This is a genomic window from Streptomyces axinellae, from assembly GCF_039532135.1.
GTDB classification, from domain to species: domain Bacteria; phylum Actinomycetota; class Actinomycetes; order Streptomycetales; family Streptomycetaceae; genus Streptomyces; species Streptomyces axinellae.
In genome coordinates this window covers 182,318-200,442 of record NZ_BAAARJ010000014.1, presented here as the reverse complement: position 1 = coordinate 200,442, position 18,125 = coordinate 182,318, and the positions used below count along the sequence as shown (strand labels likewise).

General features: G+C 67.9%; 12 protein-coding genes. 5 read left to right on the top strand and 7 right to left on the bottom strand.

What is annotated here, in order from left to right; genetic code table 11:
- The first annotated feature begins 73 nt into the window (after positions 1–73).
- The 5 genes from ABD339_RS21850 (at position 74) to ABD339_RS21830 (ending at position 6,105) form a co-directional block, all read left to right on the top strand.
- The gene (locus tag ABD339_RS21850; protein WP_344568094.1) at positions 74–916 is read left to right on the top strand and encodes a hypothetical protein; all 843 of its coding nucleotides are present in this window, start codon (positions 74–76) and stop codon (positions 914–916) included.
- Positions 913–3,129, top strand: a complete 2,217-nt coding sequence (locus ABD339_RS21845; protein WP_344568093.1) for a hypothetical protein — start codon at positions 913–915, stop codon at positions 3,127–3,129. Before ABD339_RS21850 ends, ABD339_RS21845 begins: the two co-directional genes overlap by 4 nt.
- Positions 3,130–3,161: 32 nt before the next feature.
- Positions 3,162–4,511, top strand: coding sequence for a hypothetical protein (locus ABD339_RS21840; RefSeq protein ID WP_344568092.1), 1,350 nt, complete (start codon positions 3,162–3,164; stop codon positions 4,509–4,511).
- Positions 4,512–4,579: 68 nt separating this feature from the next.
- Positions 4,580–5,056: a Pycsar system effector family protein gene (locus tag ABD339_RS21835; protein ID WP_344568091.1), complete on the top strand. Its 477-nt coding sequence runs from the start codon at positions 4,580–4,582 to the stop codon at positions 5,054–5,056.
- 35 nt (positions 5,057–5,091) lie between these two features.
- On the top strand, positions 5,092–6,105 hold the full coding sequence (locus tag ABD339_RS21830) for a M48 family metalloprotease (RefSeq protein WP_344568090.1): 1,014 nt from the start codon (positions 5,092–5,094) through the stop codon (positions 6,103–6,105).
- Positions 6,106–6,247: 142 nt separating this feature from the next.
- On the opposite strand, the gene ABD339_RS21825 is transcribed toward ABD339_RS21830, so the two are convergent.
- From ABD339_RS21825 to rplK, 7 genes are all read right to left on the bottom strand, one after another.
- Positions 6,248–10,147, bottom strand: a complete 3,900-nt coding sequence (locus ABD339_RS21825; protein WP_344568089.1) for a DNA-directed RNA polymerase subunit beta' — start codon at positions 10,145–10,147, stop codon at positions 6,248–6,250.
- A 95-nt stretch (positions 10,148–10,242) separates the two neighbouring features.
- Positions 10,243–13,725: a DNA-directed RNA polymerase subunit beta gene (gene rpoB, locus ABD339_RS21820; RefSeq protein WP_344568088.1), complete on the bottom strand. Its 3,483-nt coding sequence runs from the start codon at positions 13,723–13,725 to the stop codon at positions 10,243–10,245.
- A 538-nt stretch (positions 13,726–14,263) separates the two neighbouring features.
- Positions 14,264–14,653 carry a 50S ribosomal protein L7/L12 gene (gene rplL, locus ABD339_RS21815; RefSeq protein ID WP_344568087.1) on the bottom strand — a complete coding sequence of 130 codons (390 nt, stop codon included), beginning with the start codon at positions 14,651–14,653 and terminating at the stop codon, positions 14,264–14,266.
- Positions 14,654–14,737: 84 nt separating this feature from the next.
- Positions 14,738–15,310 carry a 50S ribosomal protein L10 gene (gene rplJ / locus ABD339_RS21810; protein WP_344568086.1) on the bottom strand — a complete coding sequence of 191 codons (573 nt, stop codon included), beginning with the start codon at positions 15,308–15,310 and terminating at the stop codon, positions 14,738–14,740.
- 318 nt (positions 15,311–15,628) lie between these two features.
- Entirely contained in the window at positions 15,629–16,534 is a 906-nt protein-coding gene (locus ABD339_RS21805) for an SCO4651 family lipoprotein (protein WP_344568085.1), read from the bottom strand.
- Positions 16,535–16,792: 258 nt separating this feature from the next.
- Positions 16,793–17,515: a 50S ribosomal protein L1 gene (rplA, locus tag ABD339_RS21800; protein WP_344568084.1), complete on the bottom strand. Its 723-nt coding sequence runs from the start codon at positions 17,513–17,515 to the stop codon at positions 16,793–16,795.
- 88 nt (positions 17,516–17,603) lie between these two features.
- Entirely contained in the window at positions 17,604–18,038 is a 435-nt protein-coding gene (gene rplK, locus ABD339_RS21795; RefSeq protein WP_326688602.1) for a 50S ribosomal protein L11, read from the bottom strand.
- Positions 18,039–18,125: the final 87 nt, after the last annotated feature.

Genomic DNA, 18,125 nt, shown 5'->3' with positions numbered 1-18,125 from the left:
CTCCCTCACGGTGATCTCCGTTCGTGCGGAACGCTGCTTCGCATCCCGCCAACGATGAGAGGCCAAGGCCGACATGAGCGAGCCCGTGAGCCGTACCCTGCTTCTGCTCGACATCGAGCGCTACAGCAATCGCGATGACGTCGAACAGGTCTACCTGCGGCGAACGCTGTACGACATCGCGGACCGCGCTCTGGATGCCGCCGGTGTGGACGAACCCATGCGCCGCCGGGCGGACAGAGGCGACGGACTGATCGAACTCATCGATGCCAACGCCTCGCTCCGCTCTCTGCTCCGGGTCTTCCTCCACGAGGTCCCCGCTTCCCTGCGCGCCGTCAACCGGATGGCCTCCAGCAGCGCTCAGATCAGACTGCGCGCGGTACTCGCCACCGGATACGTGACGGTCGACGCCGCCGACGGCTGGGTTGGCTCCGACCTCAACCACGCGGCCCGCCTGCTGGACTGCGAGGAGCTGCGGGCGGCGCTGCGGGAGCGGGACAACGATCTCGCATTGTGTGTGTCGGACCCCGTGCACAGCGGCATCGTGCGGCACAGCCACCCCGGCATCCCGGTGGAGGATTTCCATCGCATCGCGCCTGCCAGCAAGAACGGCACGCTGAGCGCCTGGCTGTACGGCCCGGCGGCCCTCCCCGACCGCGCCCTGGGCGCCGCCCACTCCCCCGAAACCGAAGCCCGCCACCGGCCGGAATCCCCGTCACCGACTGCGGAGCCGGCGCCGGAGCGGACCCCGGTCGCGCCCCCCGCCGCCCCCGCTCCGGCCGGAGGCATCACCTTCAACGGGGGCGCCTCCGTGGGCGGCAGTGTCGTCGGCGGAAACCAGTACGGCGTCGCGGGCGGCACCGTCCACGGAGACGTGCACCCCGCAGCCTCCCTGCCCGACTCCGGAGCGGGTCGGTGAGCGCCGGAGCCGACACGGCCTCCGGCACCCGGGGCGACGGTGCGCGCCCCGGCGAGCAGCACCCCGGCCAAGAGGCCGGGGAGTCCGACGCCAACGGGGAGGCCGAGAACCGGGAGGCCGAAGAGCAGACCGAGGAGCGCGCCCAGAACGCGTGGGAAGCCCGTAAGGATCTCTACCGGCACAGCCCCGCCTTCATGCTCGGTCACGAGGCACACGTGGGCGGCAGTCTCGTCGGCGGCTCGCAGTACGGAGTCAGCGGTGGGCATGTGGGCCGTGATGTGGTCCTGGGCCCCAAAACGGAGATATACCATCTCGGCTCCGGCCTCGGCGGCAGGGCGGTCTCGGGCCAGATACCCACCGAGGAACTGGAGCCACTGGAGCGGCTGTTCGCCGTGGATGAGAAGGAGTTCGAGCGGCTGACCGAACGGCTGCGCAGCGAACGGCTCCTGATCCTCACCGGACCACGGTCCTCGGGAAGGCGCATGGCGGCTTTGATGATGCTGCGCCACTTGGAGGCGGTACCCGTGCACGCACTGGACCGTGACCTGGATCTGGCCGAACTGCCCCAGCATCTCCAGGAGGGGCAGGGCCACCTGCTGTGCGACCTTCCCGGCGACGATGCCGAGCCGCTGCGCGAGTCACACGCGCTGGCAGTCCGCGACAAGCTCACCACCACGGGCGGCTATCTGGTGATCACTGCGGGTCCGGGGCTGCGTGCCGAGGGCATCGCCCCTGCGCCTTGGCACCCGCCGTCGGCCACCGCTGTCCTGTCCCGACACCTGCGGGCTGCGGTCGACGAGGAGACGGCCCGGGAACTGCTCGGGCTGGAAGCGGTCGGCGCCTTTCTGGATCACAGTCCCCAACCGCGTGAGGCCGCCGGGCTGGCCGCGTTCCTGGCCGGCCACGCTCGGGGCGAGGTCAGCGCGACGGCACTGGAACGGTTTTCCGTCGAGACCGTGGAACAGCAGGTCCGGGAGTGGTTCGACGACACTGCGCTCCCCCTGCGCGACAAGGCGTTCCTCGTCTCACTCGCGGTCTTCAACGAAGGCCCCTACGCGCTCACGGCCGAGCTGGGTGACCTGCTGTTCGCTCAGCTCCAGAAGACCCAGGACCCCTATGTGCGGCCCCAGGTGCCGGTCTTCGGCACCTCCATCGACACTCGGCTCCAGCTCGCCCGGGCACGCCGCTACACGGAGGAAGAGGCGACCGAATGGGGCCCGGTGACGCAGTTCAAGGCCGCCTACAAGGACGGTCGCGTGGCGCTGGTCCTGATGCGCGAGGTATGGACGGGCCACCCTTCGGCCCGCCCTGCGTTGCTGGACTGGCTCCGGAAGCTGGCCGACGACGGCAGGCCCTTGGTCCGTACCCGGGCCGCCGCCACTGCCGCCGTCCTGACCGCCAGGGATCTGCCCTCCGCCATCGGGCTGCTCGTCCAGGGGTGGGCCGGATCCGCCCAGGCCCACCGCCGCGTCACCGCGGTCAACACCGTGGCCCTGGCTCACGCGATGGGCGCCCCGCACATGCCGCAAGTGGTGCGCAGCTGGTGCGACAGCGAGCAGAAGCACCTGCGCTGGACGGCTATCCGCGCCTATGCGCTGCTGGGCGAGGAACGCCCGGAGGAAGCCCTTACCGCACTGCGCGCCGCGGTGGTCCATCCTGAGGACGTCGACGAGGAGGAGCTGGCGGAGGCCGCTTCCTCGGCCGCGCTGTTACTGGTCGCCGACGCCGGCACGACCGTCTACGCCCACCTGGTGCGCGCGCTGGAGGAAGAACGGACGGCGCAGGAGCTGGCGCTGCGAGCCTTCCTCACCGCGTGCCGGTGGAGCGACGGCGACGACAGTGGTTCCGGCGGTGGGCTGCCCATACTCCTGGATCGCTACGGCCGCGCCCTGGTGAAGGAGACCGCCTGGGGAAGAAGCGGCCCGAACCAGGAGGCGCACCGGGAGACCCGGGCCATCGCCGCGCTGTGGCGCGCCGCACTCGGCGACCGGGACCACACCAGGTCGGCGCTGGAAACCTTCGCCGACTGGGTGCGCCGCGCCGACCGGAACGCCGACACGGAGTGGGCGCTGAGCGCGCTGCTGCCCGCCCTCGCCGTCACCGACAAGGAGCGGGCCCGGCTGAGCCATCTGCTGCGCACCATGCGAGCCGAAGGCGGCGGGCCCCCTCCGCCTGTGGCCAGGCGCCTGCTCACCACTATCACACCTAGCTGACAGGCACGATCCCCAGCTGACAGGACAGGAATATGGACACCCTGCACGATCCTCCCGAGTGGCCATGGCCTGCCGGCCGCCACTCGGAGCTGGCCGATCCGGTGCTGACCGTGCGACAGCTCTCACGGTTCGAGAACCTGGGCCGCAGGCCGCCTCTCCAAGTCGACAACGCTCATGTGTGCGTCACACGCAAGCACACCTACGACACCTACCTCCCACCCCGACGTCCGCAGTTGGCAGGCAAGCGGTATGTCGCCGTCTACGCGGTCGACGTCGGTGTGCATCCCGTACGGGCCGGCCTGCGCTTTCCGAGCGACAACGACGCCCTTGAGTTCGGCGCCGACATTGAGCTGCGCTGGCAGGTCCACGATCCCGCGCTGTTCGTGGAAAGCGGTCACCGGGATGTGCCGAACCTGCTGCTCGGCGACTTGCAGCAGCGGGTCCGCCCCGTGCTGCGCGGCTTCCCCATCCAAGAGAGCGCGCGGGCGGAACAGTCCCTGCTCCACGAGCTGGCCTCAGGCATTCCCTTGGGTTCCGCGGCGGGGTTGAGCGTGCGCTGGACCGTACGGCTGCGCCGGGACGAGGCGAACATCACGCACCAGCAGCGTCTCCAGGCGATCGAGCACACCGGAGTCGAGTCCCTCCAAGCAGCCCGAAGCGGCCTGCCGGCTGACACGGCGCAGGACGCACGGGCGCGCCACCAGGACCAGCTCCAGGCCGAACGGACACTGCTGTACGGACAGCAGCAGCATGAACTGGCCATGCGGCAGCTCCAGTGGGACCACGAACGCGCGCTGCTGACCAGCCGCCAAGGAGCGGAACTCCAGGAGTCCGAAGTCGCGAAGATCGAGTTCTATCAGCACTATTTGGAAAAGAACGGCGCCGCGGCATGGGCACTGCACCTCGCTGAGCACCCCGAGGACTCGCGGCTGGTGATGGAGCACCTGCGACAGGACCAGCTCCGGTACCTGCGCTCCCAGGTCGATGTCGCCAAGGAAGTGCTCGGCAGCGACCGTGCGGAGGCACACGAGCTCGAAGGGCTCCAGCTGGCGATGCTGCACACAGTGAAGGCGCTACAGGCCGAGGGCCAGATCATGACCATGCCGGGGGAAACCCCGTCACCGGCTGCCGACAGCGGGGGACGGCCGGCACCCTTTCTGCCGGGTGCGCCGGACCGGACGCCTTCACGCAAGGCCGATATCGCGGCCGAGGATTCTCCAGCGGAGGCCCGCACTCTCCCTACCCGAACCCCCGACGCACCGGACATACCGCCTCTCCCCCATGGTGCGCCCCCTCCCCGGTGGTCCCCGCCACCGGCCTTCGCCGCCGAGAGGAGTCCGGGCGCCGACGACGGGCCGGCTACCGGCGGGGATGGCGCATGAGCGGACGCCCGCCTGCCATGCGGGGAAGTGGAGCGAGGGATCCTCGTCCCGGACAGGACCTCCGTCCCGTGGCGGACCGCCTGCTCCAGGACATCCGCGGCGAGATCACCAGAGCGGACAGCAAGGCATCCGTTCTGCTCGGAGCCCTGAGCATGACGGTCGGGGCGGTGGCCGGTGTGCTCACGGGTCGCGGTTGGGCGCCCTCCCAACTTCCCGCCACCGCGACCCTCGTCTGGTGGACCGGAGCCTGCGCGTTGGCGGCAGCGCTCTTCGCCCTGCTCATGGCGGTCTTCCCGCGATACCGCCACAGTGGCTGGGCACCTGGGATGCCCCTCACCTACTTCGGCGATGTGCACCGCGCCGCTGCTCGTGGACTTCTCGACAGCGCCCTGCGGGACACCGAGGAAGCAGCCCTCGACAGCCTCGCTCAGGCACTCACGGCGACCAGCCGCATTGTCCGCGACAAGCACCGCTGGATCCGGGTCGGCCTGGGCAGCTTCTGGGCCGGAACGCTCCTGCTGTGTCTCGCGATGGTCGCGGACTGACACCCCCACCCTTTCCTCCCGCCAGGAGCATGATCATGACGCCCCAGCAAGACAGCCCGTACCAGCCCCCGGCCCAGGCGGACGCCGACTCCCACCACCCGCACGAGATGACGTTCGAGCGGCGGCGGATCCATCTCTCGGCACATCATCGAGGCGCTGACGTCACTGCCTGGGGCAGTCTTCTGCTCCACTTGCCGCACGCGGTATTCAGCCTCGTGGTGGTTTTCCTCGTCTCGTTACTTTTCGAGGGTCTGGAGCCCTTCGTTGTCGGAGGGTGGCTGCTGAGCGGGGTGCTCGTGTTCCATAAGCCAACCGAGTCCGTCATCGCCCGGCGCTTCCTCCACCTGCGCCGTCCTACGAACGAGGAGAGACAGCGGCTGGAGCCCGTCTGGCGCGAGGTCACCGCACGCGCCGGCGTGGACGAGCACGGATACGTCCTGTGGATCGAGGAGAGCGACGAGCTGAACGCCATGGCGGCAGCGGGCCACATAGTAGGGGTCACCCGGTACGCGACAGAGAGCATCCCCTCGGGCCACCTGGCCGCCGTGCTGGCCCACGAGCTGGGCCATCATGTCGGCGGACACTCATGGGCCTCACTTCTGGGGTACTGGTACTCGCTGCCGGGGCGGGTGACGGCGACTCTCCTCCGGCGCGCGCTGAAGCCGGCCCTCCGGTGCTCCCTCTCTTCCGTGGCGGGCGCCCTTCTGTTCCTGGCCGCCTTGTGCGCGCTGGCGACTGTCGCCCTCCGCTCCCTGCACGGGCTGCCCCTCCTGCTGCTGGGCGTCCCCTACTTGCTCGCCGCCGTCGGAAGACGAAGCGAGCTGCGGGCCGACCGGCATGCCGCGGGCCTCGGGTTCGCGCCGATGCTCGCCGAGGTCCTGAGCACGACCGGACCCACCGAGGCGGGCAAGGCGCCCCGGGCTGCTTTCACCTCTCGTCCGGGATCAGCACGCCGGTCCCAGGCGGGCGGGTTCGCGGGATTGCTTGCCACCCACCCGGACCCGCACACCCGGCTGCATCATCTACAGCCGTACCTGGACCGGACCTGAAAGCCTCCGGGCAGGGGACGGGCCTGGTCACGGGCCTCGCGTGCCACGCCGAAGGGCGGCCACCCGCGTGGGGTGACCGCCCTTCGGCGTTCTGCCTCAGTTCCTGCCCGGGTCCGGCGTACCGGCCCGGTCCTCGTCAGGATCAGGCGTTGTACGGACCGTAGTCGTAGTCCTCCAGCGGGACCGCCTGGCCGGAGCCCGTGCCGAAGGGCGAGTAGTCGATGTCGTCGTATCCGACGGCCGAGTACATCGCGGCCTTGGCCTCCTCGGTCGGCTCGACCCGGATGTTGCGGTAGCGGGACAGGCCCGTACCGGCCGGGATGAGCTTACCGATGATGACGTTCTCCTTGAGGCCGATCAGGGAGTCCGACTTGGCGTTGATCGCCGCGTCGGTCAGGACCCTGGTCGTCTCCTGGAAGGACGCCGCCGACAGCCACGACTCGGTGGCCAGCGACGCCTTGGTGATACCCATGAGCTGCGGGCGTCCGGAGGCCGGGTGGCCGCCTTCCTGCACCACGCGCCGGTTCTCGCCCTCGAACTTGGTCCGCTCCACCAGCTCGCCCGGCAGCAGCTCCGCGTCGCCGGACTCGATGATCGTCACGCGGCGCAGCATCTGCCGGATGATGATCTCGATGTGCTTGTCGTGGATCGACACGCCCTGCGAGTTGTAGACCTTCTGGACCTCGCCCACCAGGTGCACCTGGACGGCGCGCTGGCCGAGGATGCGGAGCACGTCGTGCGGGTTCTCCGTACCCATCGTGAGCCGCTGGCCGACGGCGACGTGGTCGCCCTCCTTGACCAGCAGACGGGCGCGCTTGGAGACGCTGTAGGAGGTCTCGTCCGAGCCGTCGTCCGGGGTGACGATGACCTTCTTGGTCTTCTCCGTCTCCTCGATACGGACCCGGCCGGCCGACTCCGAGATCGGCGCCACGCCCTTGGGCGTACGGGCCTCGAACAGCTCGACCACACGCGGCAGACCCTGCGTGATGTCGTCACCCGCCACACCACCGGTGTGGAAGGTACGCATCGTCAGCTGGGTGCCGGGCTCACCGATGGACTGGGCCGCGATGATGCCGACGGCCTCGCCGATGTCCACCAGCTTGCCGGTGGCCAGCGAGCGCCCGTAGCACATGGCGCAGGTGCCGACCTGCGACTCGCAGGTGAGGATCGAGCGGGTCTTGACGGTCTCGACGCCGTGCCGGACCAGTTCGTCGATGAGCACGTCGCCCAGGTCGGTGCCGGCCGGGGCCAGCACCTTGCCGTCCACGACGATGTCCTCGGCGAGGCAGCGCGCGTACACGCTGGTCTCGACGTCCTCGTCCTTGCGCAGCACACCGTCGGCGCCCTTGGTCGCGATCGACAGCTTGAGGCCGCGGTCGGTGCCGCAGTCCTCCTCGCGGATGATCACGTCCTGGGAGACGTCCACCAGACGACGGGTGAGGTAACCCGAGTCCGCGGTACGCAGGGCGGTGTCCGCGAGACCCTTACGGGCACCGTGCGTGGCGATGAAGTACTCCAGCACGGAGAGACCCTCACGGAACGACGCCTTGATGGGCCGCGGGATGGTCTCGTTCTTCGCGTTCGACACCAGACCGCGCATACCGGCGATCTGACGCATCTGCATCATGTTCCCTCGGGCGCCCGAGTCCACCATCATGAAGATCGGGTTCGTCTTCGGGAAGTTGGCGTTCATCGCCTCGGAGACCTCGTTGGTCGCCTTGGTCCAGATGTTGATCAGTTCCTGCGTGCGCTCGTCCTTGGTGATCAGACCGCGCTCGTACTGCTTCTGGACCTTCTCGTCCTGCGCCTCGTAACCGGCGATGATCTCCGGCTTGGAGTCGGGGACGATGACGTCGGAGATCGCGATGGTCACACCCGAACGGGTCGCCCAGAAGTAACCGGCCGACTTCAGGTTGTCCAGCGCCGCCGCGACGACGACCTTGGGGTAGCGCTCGGCCAGGTCGTTGACGATCTGGGAGAGCTGCTTCTTGCCCACGGTGTACTCGACGTACGGGTACTCCTCGGGCAGCAGCTCGTTGAAGAGCGCACGGCCCAGCGAGGTGTGCAGCCGGAAGCCGTCGCCCGGCTGCCACTCCGGCTCGCCCTCCTCCGGCACCGGCGGCGTCCAGCCCAGGGGCGGGGTGGTGCCGGCCGGGAAGCGGATGTCGATCATCGCCTGGAGCGACAGCTCCCCGGCGTCGAACGCCATGATCGCTTCCGCGGTGGAGTTGAACGAGCGCCCGTCGCCGAACGTCTCGCGCTGCTCCTCGTCGGTGGTGAGGAAGAACAGCCCGAGCACCATGTCCTGCGTCGGCATCGTCACGGGACGGCCGTCGGCGGGCTTGAGGATGTTGTTCGAGGACAGCATCAGGATGCGGGCCTCGGCCTGCGCCTCGGCGGACAGCGGCAGGTGCACGGCCATCTGGTCACCGTCGAAGTCCGCGTTGAACGCGGTGCACACGAGCGGGTGGATCTGAATGGCCTTGCCCTCGACCAGCTGCGGCTCGAACGCCTGGATGCCGAGGCGGTGCAGGGTCGGCGCACGGTTGAGCAGCACCGGGTGCTCGGCGATGACCTCTTCGAGGACGTCGTAGACCACGGTGCGACCGCGCTCGACCATGCGCTTGGCCGACTTGATGTTCTGCGCGTGGTTCAGGTCCACCAGGCGCTTCATCACGAACGGCTTGAACAGCTCCAGCGCCATGGCCTTCGGCAGACCGCACTGGTGCAGCTTGAGCTGCGGGCCGACGACGATGACGGAACGGGCCGAGTAGTCCACCCGCTTGCCCAGCAGGTTCTGCCGGAACCGGCCCTGCTTGCCCTTGAGCATGTCGGACAGCGACTTCAGCGGACGGTTACCAGGACCGGTGACCGGACGGCCGCGGCGGCCGTTGTCGAACAGCGCGTCAACGGCCTCCTGGAGCATCCGCTTCTCGTTGTTGACGATGATCTCGGGCGCGCCGAGGTCGAGCAGCCGCTTCAGACGGTTGTTCCGGTTGATGACGCGGCGGTACAGGTCGTTCAGGTCGGAGGTCGCGAAGCGGCCACCGTCCAGCTGCACCATCGGACGCAGGTCCGGCGGGATGACCGGCACGCAGTCCAGCACCATGCCCTTGGGGCTGTTGCTGGTCTGCAGGAACGCCGAGACGACCTTGAGGCGCTTGAGCGCGCGGGTCTTCTTCTGGCCCTTGCCGGTGCGGATGACCTCGCGGAGCCGCTCGGCCTCCTCGTCCAGGTCGAAGGTCTCCAGGCGCTTCTGGAGAGCAGCGGCGCCCATGGAGCCGTCGAAGTAGGTGCCGAAGCGGTCGCGCAGCTCGCGGTAGAGCAGCTCGTCGCCCTCCAGGTCCTGGACCTTGAGGTTCTTGAAGCGGCTCCACACCTCATCCAGGCGGTCGATCTCGCGCTGGGCGCGGTCGCGCAGCTGCTTCATCTCGCGCTCGGCGCCCTCGCGCACCTTGCGGCGCACGTCCGCCTTGGCGCCCTCGGCCTCCAGCTCGGCCAGGTCGCTCTCCTGCTTCTTGGCGCGGGCTTCGAGGTCGGCGTCGCGGCGCTGCTCGATCTGCTGGCGCTCCACGCCGACGTGCGCCTCCAGGGAGGGCAGGTCGCGGGTGCGGCGCTCCTCGTCGACGTACGTGATCATGTACGCCGCGAAGTAGATGACCTTCTCCAGGTCCTTCGGGGCGAGGTCCAGCAGGTAGCCCAGCCGGGAGGGAACGCCCTTGAAGTACCAGATGTGGGTGACGGGCGCGGCAAGCTCGATGTGGCCCATCCGCTCACGGCGCACCTTGGCGCGGGTGACCTCGACGCCACAGCGCTCACAGATGATGCCCTTGAAGCGGACGCGCTTGTACTTGCCGCAGTAGCACTCCCAGTCCCGGGTCGGACCGAAGATCTTCTCGCAGAAGAGTCCGTCCTTTTCGGGCTTGAGGGTGCGGTAGTTGATGGTCTCCGGCTTCTTGACCTCGCCGTGCGACCACTGGCGGATGTCGTCAGCGGTGGCAAGGCCGATTCGCAGTTCGTCGAAGAAGTTGACGTCGAGCACTCTCGTCAATCCCTCTCAGGGTTGTGTGTCAATGGGGTCTGAACGGGGTCGCGGGAGGGCCGGGAGCCGCGGTTCCGCGGCTCCCGGCAACCCCGTCAGACCTCTTCGACGCTGCTCGGCTCGCGCCTGGACAGGTCGATGCCGAGCTCCTCCGCCGCGCGGAAGACGTCCTCGTCGGTGTCACGCATCTCGATCGACATGCCGTCCGAGGACAGCACCTCGACATTGAGGCAGAGCGACTGCATCTCCTTGATGAGCACCTTGAAGGACTCGGGGATGCCGGGCTCGGGGATGTTCTCGCCCTTGACGATGGCCTCGTAGACCTTCACGCGGCCGGTGACGTCGTCGGACTTGATGGTGAGCAGCTCCTGGAGGGCGTAGGCGGCGCCGTACGCCTCCAGCGCCCACACCTCCATCTCGCCGAAGCGCTGGCCACCGAACTGGGCCTTACCACCCAGCGGCTGCTGGGTGATCATCGAGTACGGACCGGTCGAACGCGCGTGCAGCTTGTCGTCGACCAGGTGGTGGAGCTTGAGGATGTACATGTAGCCGACCGAGATGGGGGCCGGGAACGGCTCCCCGGAACGGCCGTCGAACAGCTGCGCCTTGCCGGAGGGCTGCACCATCCGCTCACCGTCGCGGTTGGGCACCGTGGACTCGAACAGACCCGAGATCTCGTCCTCACGGGCACCGTCGAAGACGGGCGTGGCGACATTGGTCCCGGGCGCGACCTCGTCGGCGCCGATCTCCGCGAGCCGCTGCTGCCACTCCTCGGAGCCCTCGACCTTCCAGCCCTGGGAGGCCAGCCAGCCGAGGTGGATCTCCAGGACCTGGCCCGGGTTCATCCGGGAGGGGACGCCCAGCGGGTTCAGGATGATGTCGACCGGGGTGCCGTCCTCCATGAACGGCATGTCCTCGACCGGCAGGATCTTGGAGATGACGCCCTTGTTGCCGTGCCGGCCCGCGAGCTTGTCGCCGTCGGTGATCTTGCGCTTCTGCGCGACGTAGACCCGCACGAGCTGGTTGACGCCCGGGGGAAGCTCGTCGCCCTCCTCGCGGTCGAAGACGCGGACGCCGATGACCTTGCCGGTCTCGCCGTGCGGCACCTTCAGCGAGGTGTCACGGACCTCGCGCGCCTTCTCACCGAAGATCGCGCGCAGCAGCCGCTCCTCGGGGGTCAGCTCGGTCTCACCCTTCGGGGTGACCTTGCCGACGAGGATGTCGCCCGCCTCGACCTCGGCACCGATGCGGATGATGCCGCGCTCGTCGAGGTCGGCGAGGACCTCCTCGGAGACGTTCGGGATGTCCCGGGTGATCTCCTCCGGGCCGAGCTTGGTGTCACGGGCATCGACCTCGTGCTCCTCGATGTGGATCGAGGAGAGGACATCGTCCTGCACCAGACGCTGGCTGAGGATGATCGCGTCCTCGTAGTTGTAGCCCTCCCACGGCATGAACGCCACGAGCAGGTTCTTGCCGAGCGCCATCTCCCCTTCGTCGGTGGACGGGCCGTCGGCCAGCACCTGGTTCTCCACGACCCGGGCGCCCTCGTCCACGAGCACCTTCTGGTTGAAGGAGGTGCCCTGGTTGGAGCGGGTGAACTTGGCGACGCGGTAGGTGTTGTACGTACCGTCGTCGTTGGCCACCGTGACGTAGTCGGCGGAGACCTCCTGGACGACACCGTCCTTCTCGGCCTTGATCACATCGCCGGCATCGACCGCGCAGCGGTACTCCATGCCGGTACCGACCAGCGGCGCCTCGGCCTTGATGAGCGGCACGGCCTGCCGCATCATGTTCGAGCCCATCAGCGCGCGGTTGGCGTCGTCGTGCTCCAGGAACGGGATCATGGCGGTCGCGACCGACACCATCTGGCGCGGCGAGACGTCCATGTAGTCCACGTCGTCACCGGGGATCAGGTCCACCTCGCCGCCACGGCGGCGGACGAGCACCCGGTCCTCGGCGAAGCGCATCTCCTCGGTGAGCGGCGCGTTCGCCTGGGCGATGACGAAGCGGTCCTCCTCGTCGGCCGTGAGGTAGTTCACCTCGTCGGTGACGACGCCCCCGGAGACCTTGCGGTACGGGGTCTCGACGAAGCCGAACGCGTTCAGCCGGCCGTAGGAGGCGAGCGAGCCGATCAGACCGATGTTCGGGCCTTCCGGCGTCTCGATCGGACACATGCGCCCGTAGTGCGAGGGGTGCACGTCACGGACCTCGAAGCCGGCCCGCTCACGGCTCAGACCACCCGGACCCAGCGAGTTCAGACGCCGCTTGTGGGTGAGACCCGAGATCGGGTTCGTCTGGTCCATGAACTGGGACAGCTGGCTGGTGCCGAAGAACTCCTTGATGGAGGCGACGACCGGCCGGATGTTGATCAGCGTCTGCGGCGTGATCGCCTCGACGTCCTGCGTGGTCATCCGCTCACGGACGACACGCTCCATACGGGCGAGACCGGTACGGACCTGGTTTTGGATCAGCTCGCCGACGTTGCGCAGACGGCGGTTGCCGAAGTGGTCGATGTCATCGGTCTCGATGACGATCTCGTCGCCCTCGGCGGAGGTGGACTCGGTCTCACCCGCGTGCAGCTTCACCAGGTACTTGATCGTGGCGATGATGTCCGCGGTGGTCAGCACGCCGGAGTCCAGCGGCTCGTGGCCGCCGAGCTTCTTGTTGATCTTGTACCGGCCGACCTTGGCCAGGTCGTAGCGCTTCGGGTTGAAGTAGAGGTTCTCCAGCAGCGTCTGCGCGGCCTCCCGGGTCGGGGGCTCGCCCGGGCGCAGCTTGCGGTAGATGTCCAGCAGCGCGTCGTCCTGACCCTGGGTGTGGTCCTTCTCCAGGGTGGCGCGCATGGACTCGTACTGGCCGAACTCCTCAAGGATCTGCTCGGTCGTCCAGCCGAGCGCCTTGAGCAGGACGGTCACCGACTGCTTGCGCTTGCGGTCGATACGCACGCCGACCATGTCGCGCTTGTCGACCTCCATCTCCAGCCAGGCACCCCGGGACGGGATGATCTTGGCGGAGTAGATGTCCTTGTCGGACGTCTTGTCGATGGAGCTGTCGAAGTAGGCACCCGGCGAGCGCACGAGCTGTGTGACGACGACACGCTCGGTGCCGTTGATCACGAAGGTGCCCTTGTTGGTCATGAGCGGGAAGTCGCCCATGAAGACCGTCTGGGACTTGATCTCGCCGGTCTCGTTGTTGGTGAATTCAGCGGTGACGAAGAGCGGAGCCGCGTACGTGAAGTCGCGTTCCTTGCACTCGTCGATGGAGTTCTTGGGGGGCTCGAAGCGGTGGTCGCGGAAGGTCAGCGACATCGACCCGGAGAAGTCCTCGATCGGGGAGATCTCCTCGAAGATCTCTTCCAGACCGGACTTGGTGGGGACGTCCTGTCCGCTGTCCAGCGCAGCCTCGACGCGACCCTTCCAGGCGTCGTTGCCGAGCAGCCAGTCAAAGCTCTCGGTCTGGAGCGCGAGAAGGTTCGGAACCTCAAGCGGCTCCTTGATCTTCGCAAAAGAGATACGCAGCGGGGCAGTGCTGGCGCCGGTGTTCGAATTGGCAGTCGAGGCGGTGCGCGAGGCGGCCAAGAGGGGGTCCTTCCGAGGGCTCGGACTCTCTACACGCATACCGGTGCCCCTGGTGACGGGCAGGGGGCAGCTAAAAGGCAGCGCAAAGGGTCAGTGTAGCCACAAGGCCCACTGATGTCCAGAGCGGATTTCAGGAAACCGGCTCACGCCCCGGTCTCCACCTCCTGCGGTTGTTCTTCTCGTTTCCGCCACCGTCCCAGCGGCCTCGATACGCCGGGGCGGACCGTGCTCGACTGCGGCACTTCTCGCCTGCCGCAACACTTCCCGCTTCGCCCTCGATCCATGCCTCGGATCCAGGATCGATGTGACGACGCGTCCCGAGAATTGCGCGCTGCGTGCCGTTCGTCAAGGCCCCCAGAGGCAACGAAGATCACCATACCCGCCAGTGCGTGCGGACGGCGCAAGCGTCACAGCCACGCCAAAGGGCGACCACCCGTGTGGGTGATCGCCCTTCGCTGCTGTCCCCACCCGCGCGGGGTAGGAACGCGTGACCCGATGACTCAGGGAGTCAGTGGGCCGATGACTCGGTGAGCCAGGTTCACTTGACCTCGACCGAGGCGCCGGCGCCCTCAAGGGACTCCTTGGCCTTCTCGGCGGCGTCCTTGGCGACCTTCTCGAGGACCGGCTTCGGGGTGCCGTCCACGAGCTCCTTGGCCTCCTTCAGACCCAGCGAGGTCAGCTCACGCACGACCTTGATGACCTGGATCTTCTTGTCGCCGGCGCCGGTGAGGATGACGTCGAACTCGTCCTGCTCCTCGACGGCCTCGGCGGCGGCACCGGGGGCACCCGGGGCGGCGGCGACGACGGCGGCCGGGGCGGCGGCCTCGACGTCGAACTTCTCCTCGAACTTCTTCACGAAGTCGGACAGCTCGATGAGGGTCATCTCCTCGAACTGGGCAAGCAGGTCATCCTGGCTGAGCTTCGCCATGGTGCTGGTCCTTCCAATAAGTCGGCTGGTGCCGGATCAATATGTCGGCGGGCTTACGGGCCCGCTGCGACCGAGTGCGGAGAGTTACTCGGACTCGGCCTCGGCGGGAGCCGGAGTGTCGGCACCGCCCTGCTCTTCGACCTTGCTGCGAAGCGCGTCCGCTGTGCGGACGAACTTCGTGAGCGGGGCCTGGAAGGTCGCCGCGGCCTTGGCCATGGACGCCTTCATGCCACCGGCCAGCTTGGCGAGCAGCACCTCGCGGGATTCGAGATCCGCGAGCTTCTTGAGGTCGTCGGCGCCGTACAGCGCGCCATCGACGATGCCGCCCTTGATCACGAGGGCGGGGTTGTCCTTGGCGAAGTCACGAAGACCCTTCGCCGCCTCGACCGGGTCACCGGTCACGAAGGCGACAGCCGAAGAGCCCGTGAGGAACTCGTCCAGCTCGTTGATCCCGGCCTCGTTGGCCGCGATCTTGGTCAGCGTGTTCTTCACCACACGGTACTGAGCGTTCTCACCGAGCGAGCGGCGCAGCTCCTTGAGCTGGGCCACGGACAGCCCGGTGTACGCGGTGACCACGGCGGCGCTGGAGTTGCGGAACTTGTCCGTAATCTCACCAACGGCGTCGATCTTGTCGGGTGCGACCTGATCCCTTGCCATGAGCCTCGGCCTCCTTCCGGGTGATGAGGACCGCTCGGAAGGGGCTGAACACAACAAACGCCCCAGCGCAGGCGCATGGGGCGTCGGCTCGACCCAAGTGCGTTGAGCACCGGGGGAGTTCTTCCTCAATCACCTGCGCGGGCCGTCCGCGGTGAGGCGGATCCTTCGGTCACCGTGCGCCACGTATGCGCACGACGACGACCAGCGGTCTTTGGCTTCTCGTTGAGACTACGCGAACGGCCCCTTGAGCGGCAAATCCGCCCAGGGGCCGTCGGTTCCGGGAACGACGCGGCTCCGCGGGACAGCTGCCCAAGCGGGTCAGCTCTGGCCGCCGGTCAGCTCTGTGAAGTCCACGGCGTCGTCGGCGGAGGGGTCCTGGACATCGACCTCGGTGCCGTAGTCCGAGTAGTAGACCGTGGAGTCCAGGTCGCCTTGGCCCTTGGTGCTCTTGGCCGTCTCCCGCTTCTTGACCAGCAGGTTCTGGTCGTCGATCCACAGGTCGATCTTCTCGGTGGTCATGCCCGTCTGCTCCAGCTGCTGCTGAAGCTGCTGAAGGTCCTTCTCGCTCAGGTCCTTGGACTGCATCTCGGCCAGTTCGGAGACCTTGAGGGTGCCGGAGTAGTGGGTGGCCTTCTTGCCGCGCACCTGCTCGCTGCCGACCTGCTTGACCTGCTTGCTGGCCACCAGCAGCTGGACTGAGCGCGCGGGGTTGTTGTTCTGGAGCTGGTCCTTCATGAACGCGCCGGAGGCCCCCGCCTTCTCGGCGAGCACGTCGTAGTCGTACTTGATCCAGTGCTTGCCCTTGCCCGCGGTGGAGGCGAAATCATCCCCCATGTTCACGTACATGGCGTCCTTGGCGTAGCGCACCGTCATGGGCTTGTTGCCCATCGGGGAGCCCTTGGTCGCGCTGCCGGACTGGGTGACCTCGATGTCTCCGGTGACCCCGCCCTCCGACCAGTCCATGACGCCCTTGAGGTCGGAGTTCATCTCGCCCTGGGGGGTGGTCTGCTTCTGAACGCCGTCCACCTTCGCGGACTGCTGCTTCTCGGTCGTCGTGGACGCCTTGCGCAGCGCCGCGAGGGTGCCCTGGATCGGGGAGCCGCCCGCCTTCTGTCCCCCGTTGTCGCTGCCGCCGTCTCCCCCGCTGTCGCTGCCGCCACAGGCGGTGAGTCCCGCCATCAGCACAACACCCGCTGCCGCCGCTGCTATTCGTGTCTTCTGCATGGGAATGCCCCCCGGTTTTGAACGGACTCCTGCACCACGGTTTCTTTAACCGCAGCTTACGCAACGTCCAAGACGAACGACCCGGTGGACGAGGTTCCACCGGCCCCCGGACCGCGCGTTCACCTGTCGCGTGTCCACCGGCAGCGCGCGATCCCCGGACTGCGTCCGGCGCCAACGGCGAGGGCCGGTGCCCGCTCCCCTTCAGGAGCGGGCACCGGCCCTGTTGCCGTAACGGCCGGCCGACGGATCGGCCCGGTCTCAGACCGCCGCCGGGTCCTCCTCGGTGAGGAGGTTGCGGGTGCGGTTGCCGTCCACCGGGATACCCGGGCCCATCGTGGTGGTGAAGGTGGCCTTCTTGATGTACCGGCCCTTCGCCGCCGCGGGCTTCAGCCTGTTGATCTCCTCAAGGGCCGCGCCGTAGTTCTCGACGAGCTGCTTCTCGTCGAAGGACGCCTTGCCGATGATGAAGTGCAGGTTGGCGTGCTTGTCGACGCGGAACTCGATCTTGCCGCCCTTGATGTCCGTGACAGCCTTGGTGACATCCGGGGTGACGGTGCCGGTCTTCGGGTTCGGCATCAGACCACGCGGACCGAGCACGCGGCCCAAGCGGCCGACCTTGCCCATGAGGTCCGGGGTCGCGACGACGGCGTCGAAGTCGAGACGGCCACCGGCGACCTCCTCGATCAGTTCGTCGGAGCCGACGATGTCGGCGCCGGCGGCCTCCGCAGCCGCAGCACGGTCACCGGTCGCGAAGACCAGGACCCGGGCGGTCTTACCGGTTCCGTGCGGGAGGTTGACGGTGCCGCGGACCATCTGGTCGGCCTTGCGCGGGTCAACGCCCAGACGCAGGGCGACCTCGACGGTCGCGTCGAACTTCTTCGTGGCGGTCTCCTTGGCGAGGCGGACGGCCTCCAAAGGCGCGTACTGACGCGTCTTGTCGATCTTCGCGTCCGCTTCGCGGAGAGTCTTGCTGCGCTTCACTGCATCTCCTGACAGTTGGAGTCGTGGTACGGGCCAGCGCTTGGCCCTGCCACGGCAATACGGGACGGGTGCCGCGGACCGGGTTCGGTCAGCCCTCGACGGTGACGCCCATGGAACGGGCGGTGCCGGCGATGATCTTCTCGGCGGCGTCCATGTCGTTGGCGTTGAGGTCGGGCATCTTGGTGGTGGCGATCTCACGCACCTGGTCGCGGGTGAGCTTGGCGACCTTGTTGGTGTGCGGAACGCCGGAGCCCTTCTCGATACCGGCGGCCTTGAGGATCATCTTCGAGGCCGGCGGCGTCTTGGTGATGAAGGTGAAGGAACGGTCCTCGTAGACCGTGATCTCCACCGGGATCACCCAGCCACGCTGCGACTCGGTCGCGGCGTTGTACGCCTTGCAGAACTCCATGATGTTGACGCCGTGCTGACCCAGCGCCGGGCCGACGGGCGGCGCCGGGTTGGCGGCACCGGCCTGGATCTGGAGCTTGATCAGCCCCGCGACCTTCTTCTTCTTGGGAGGCATGTTCTCTCCGGGTCCTGGATGAGAGGTGATTCGCCCTCCGCCCGTCACCCGGGCGGAGGCATACCGCACAACGATAGCCGGTATCAC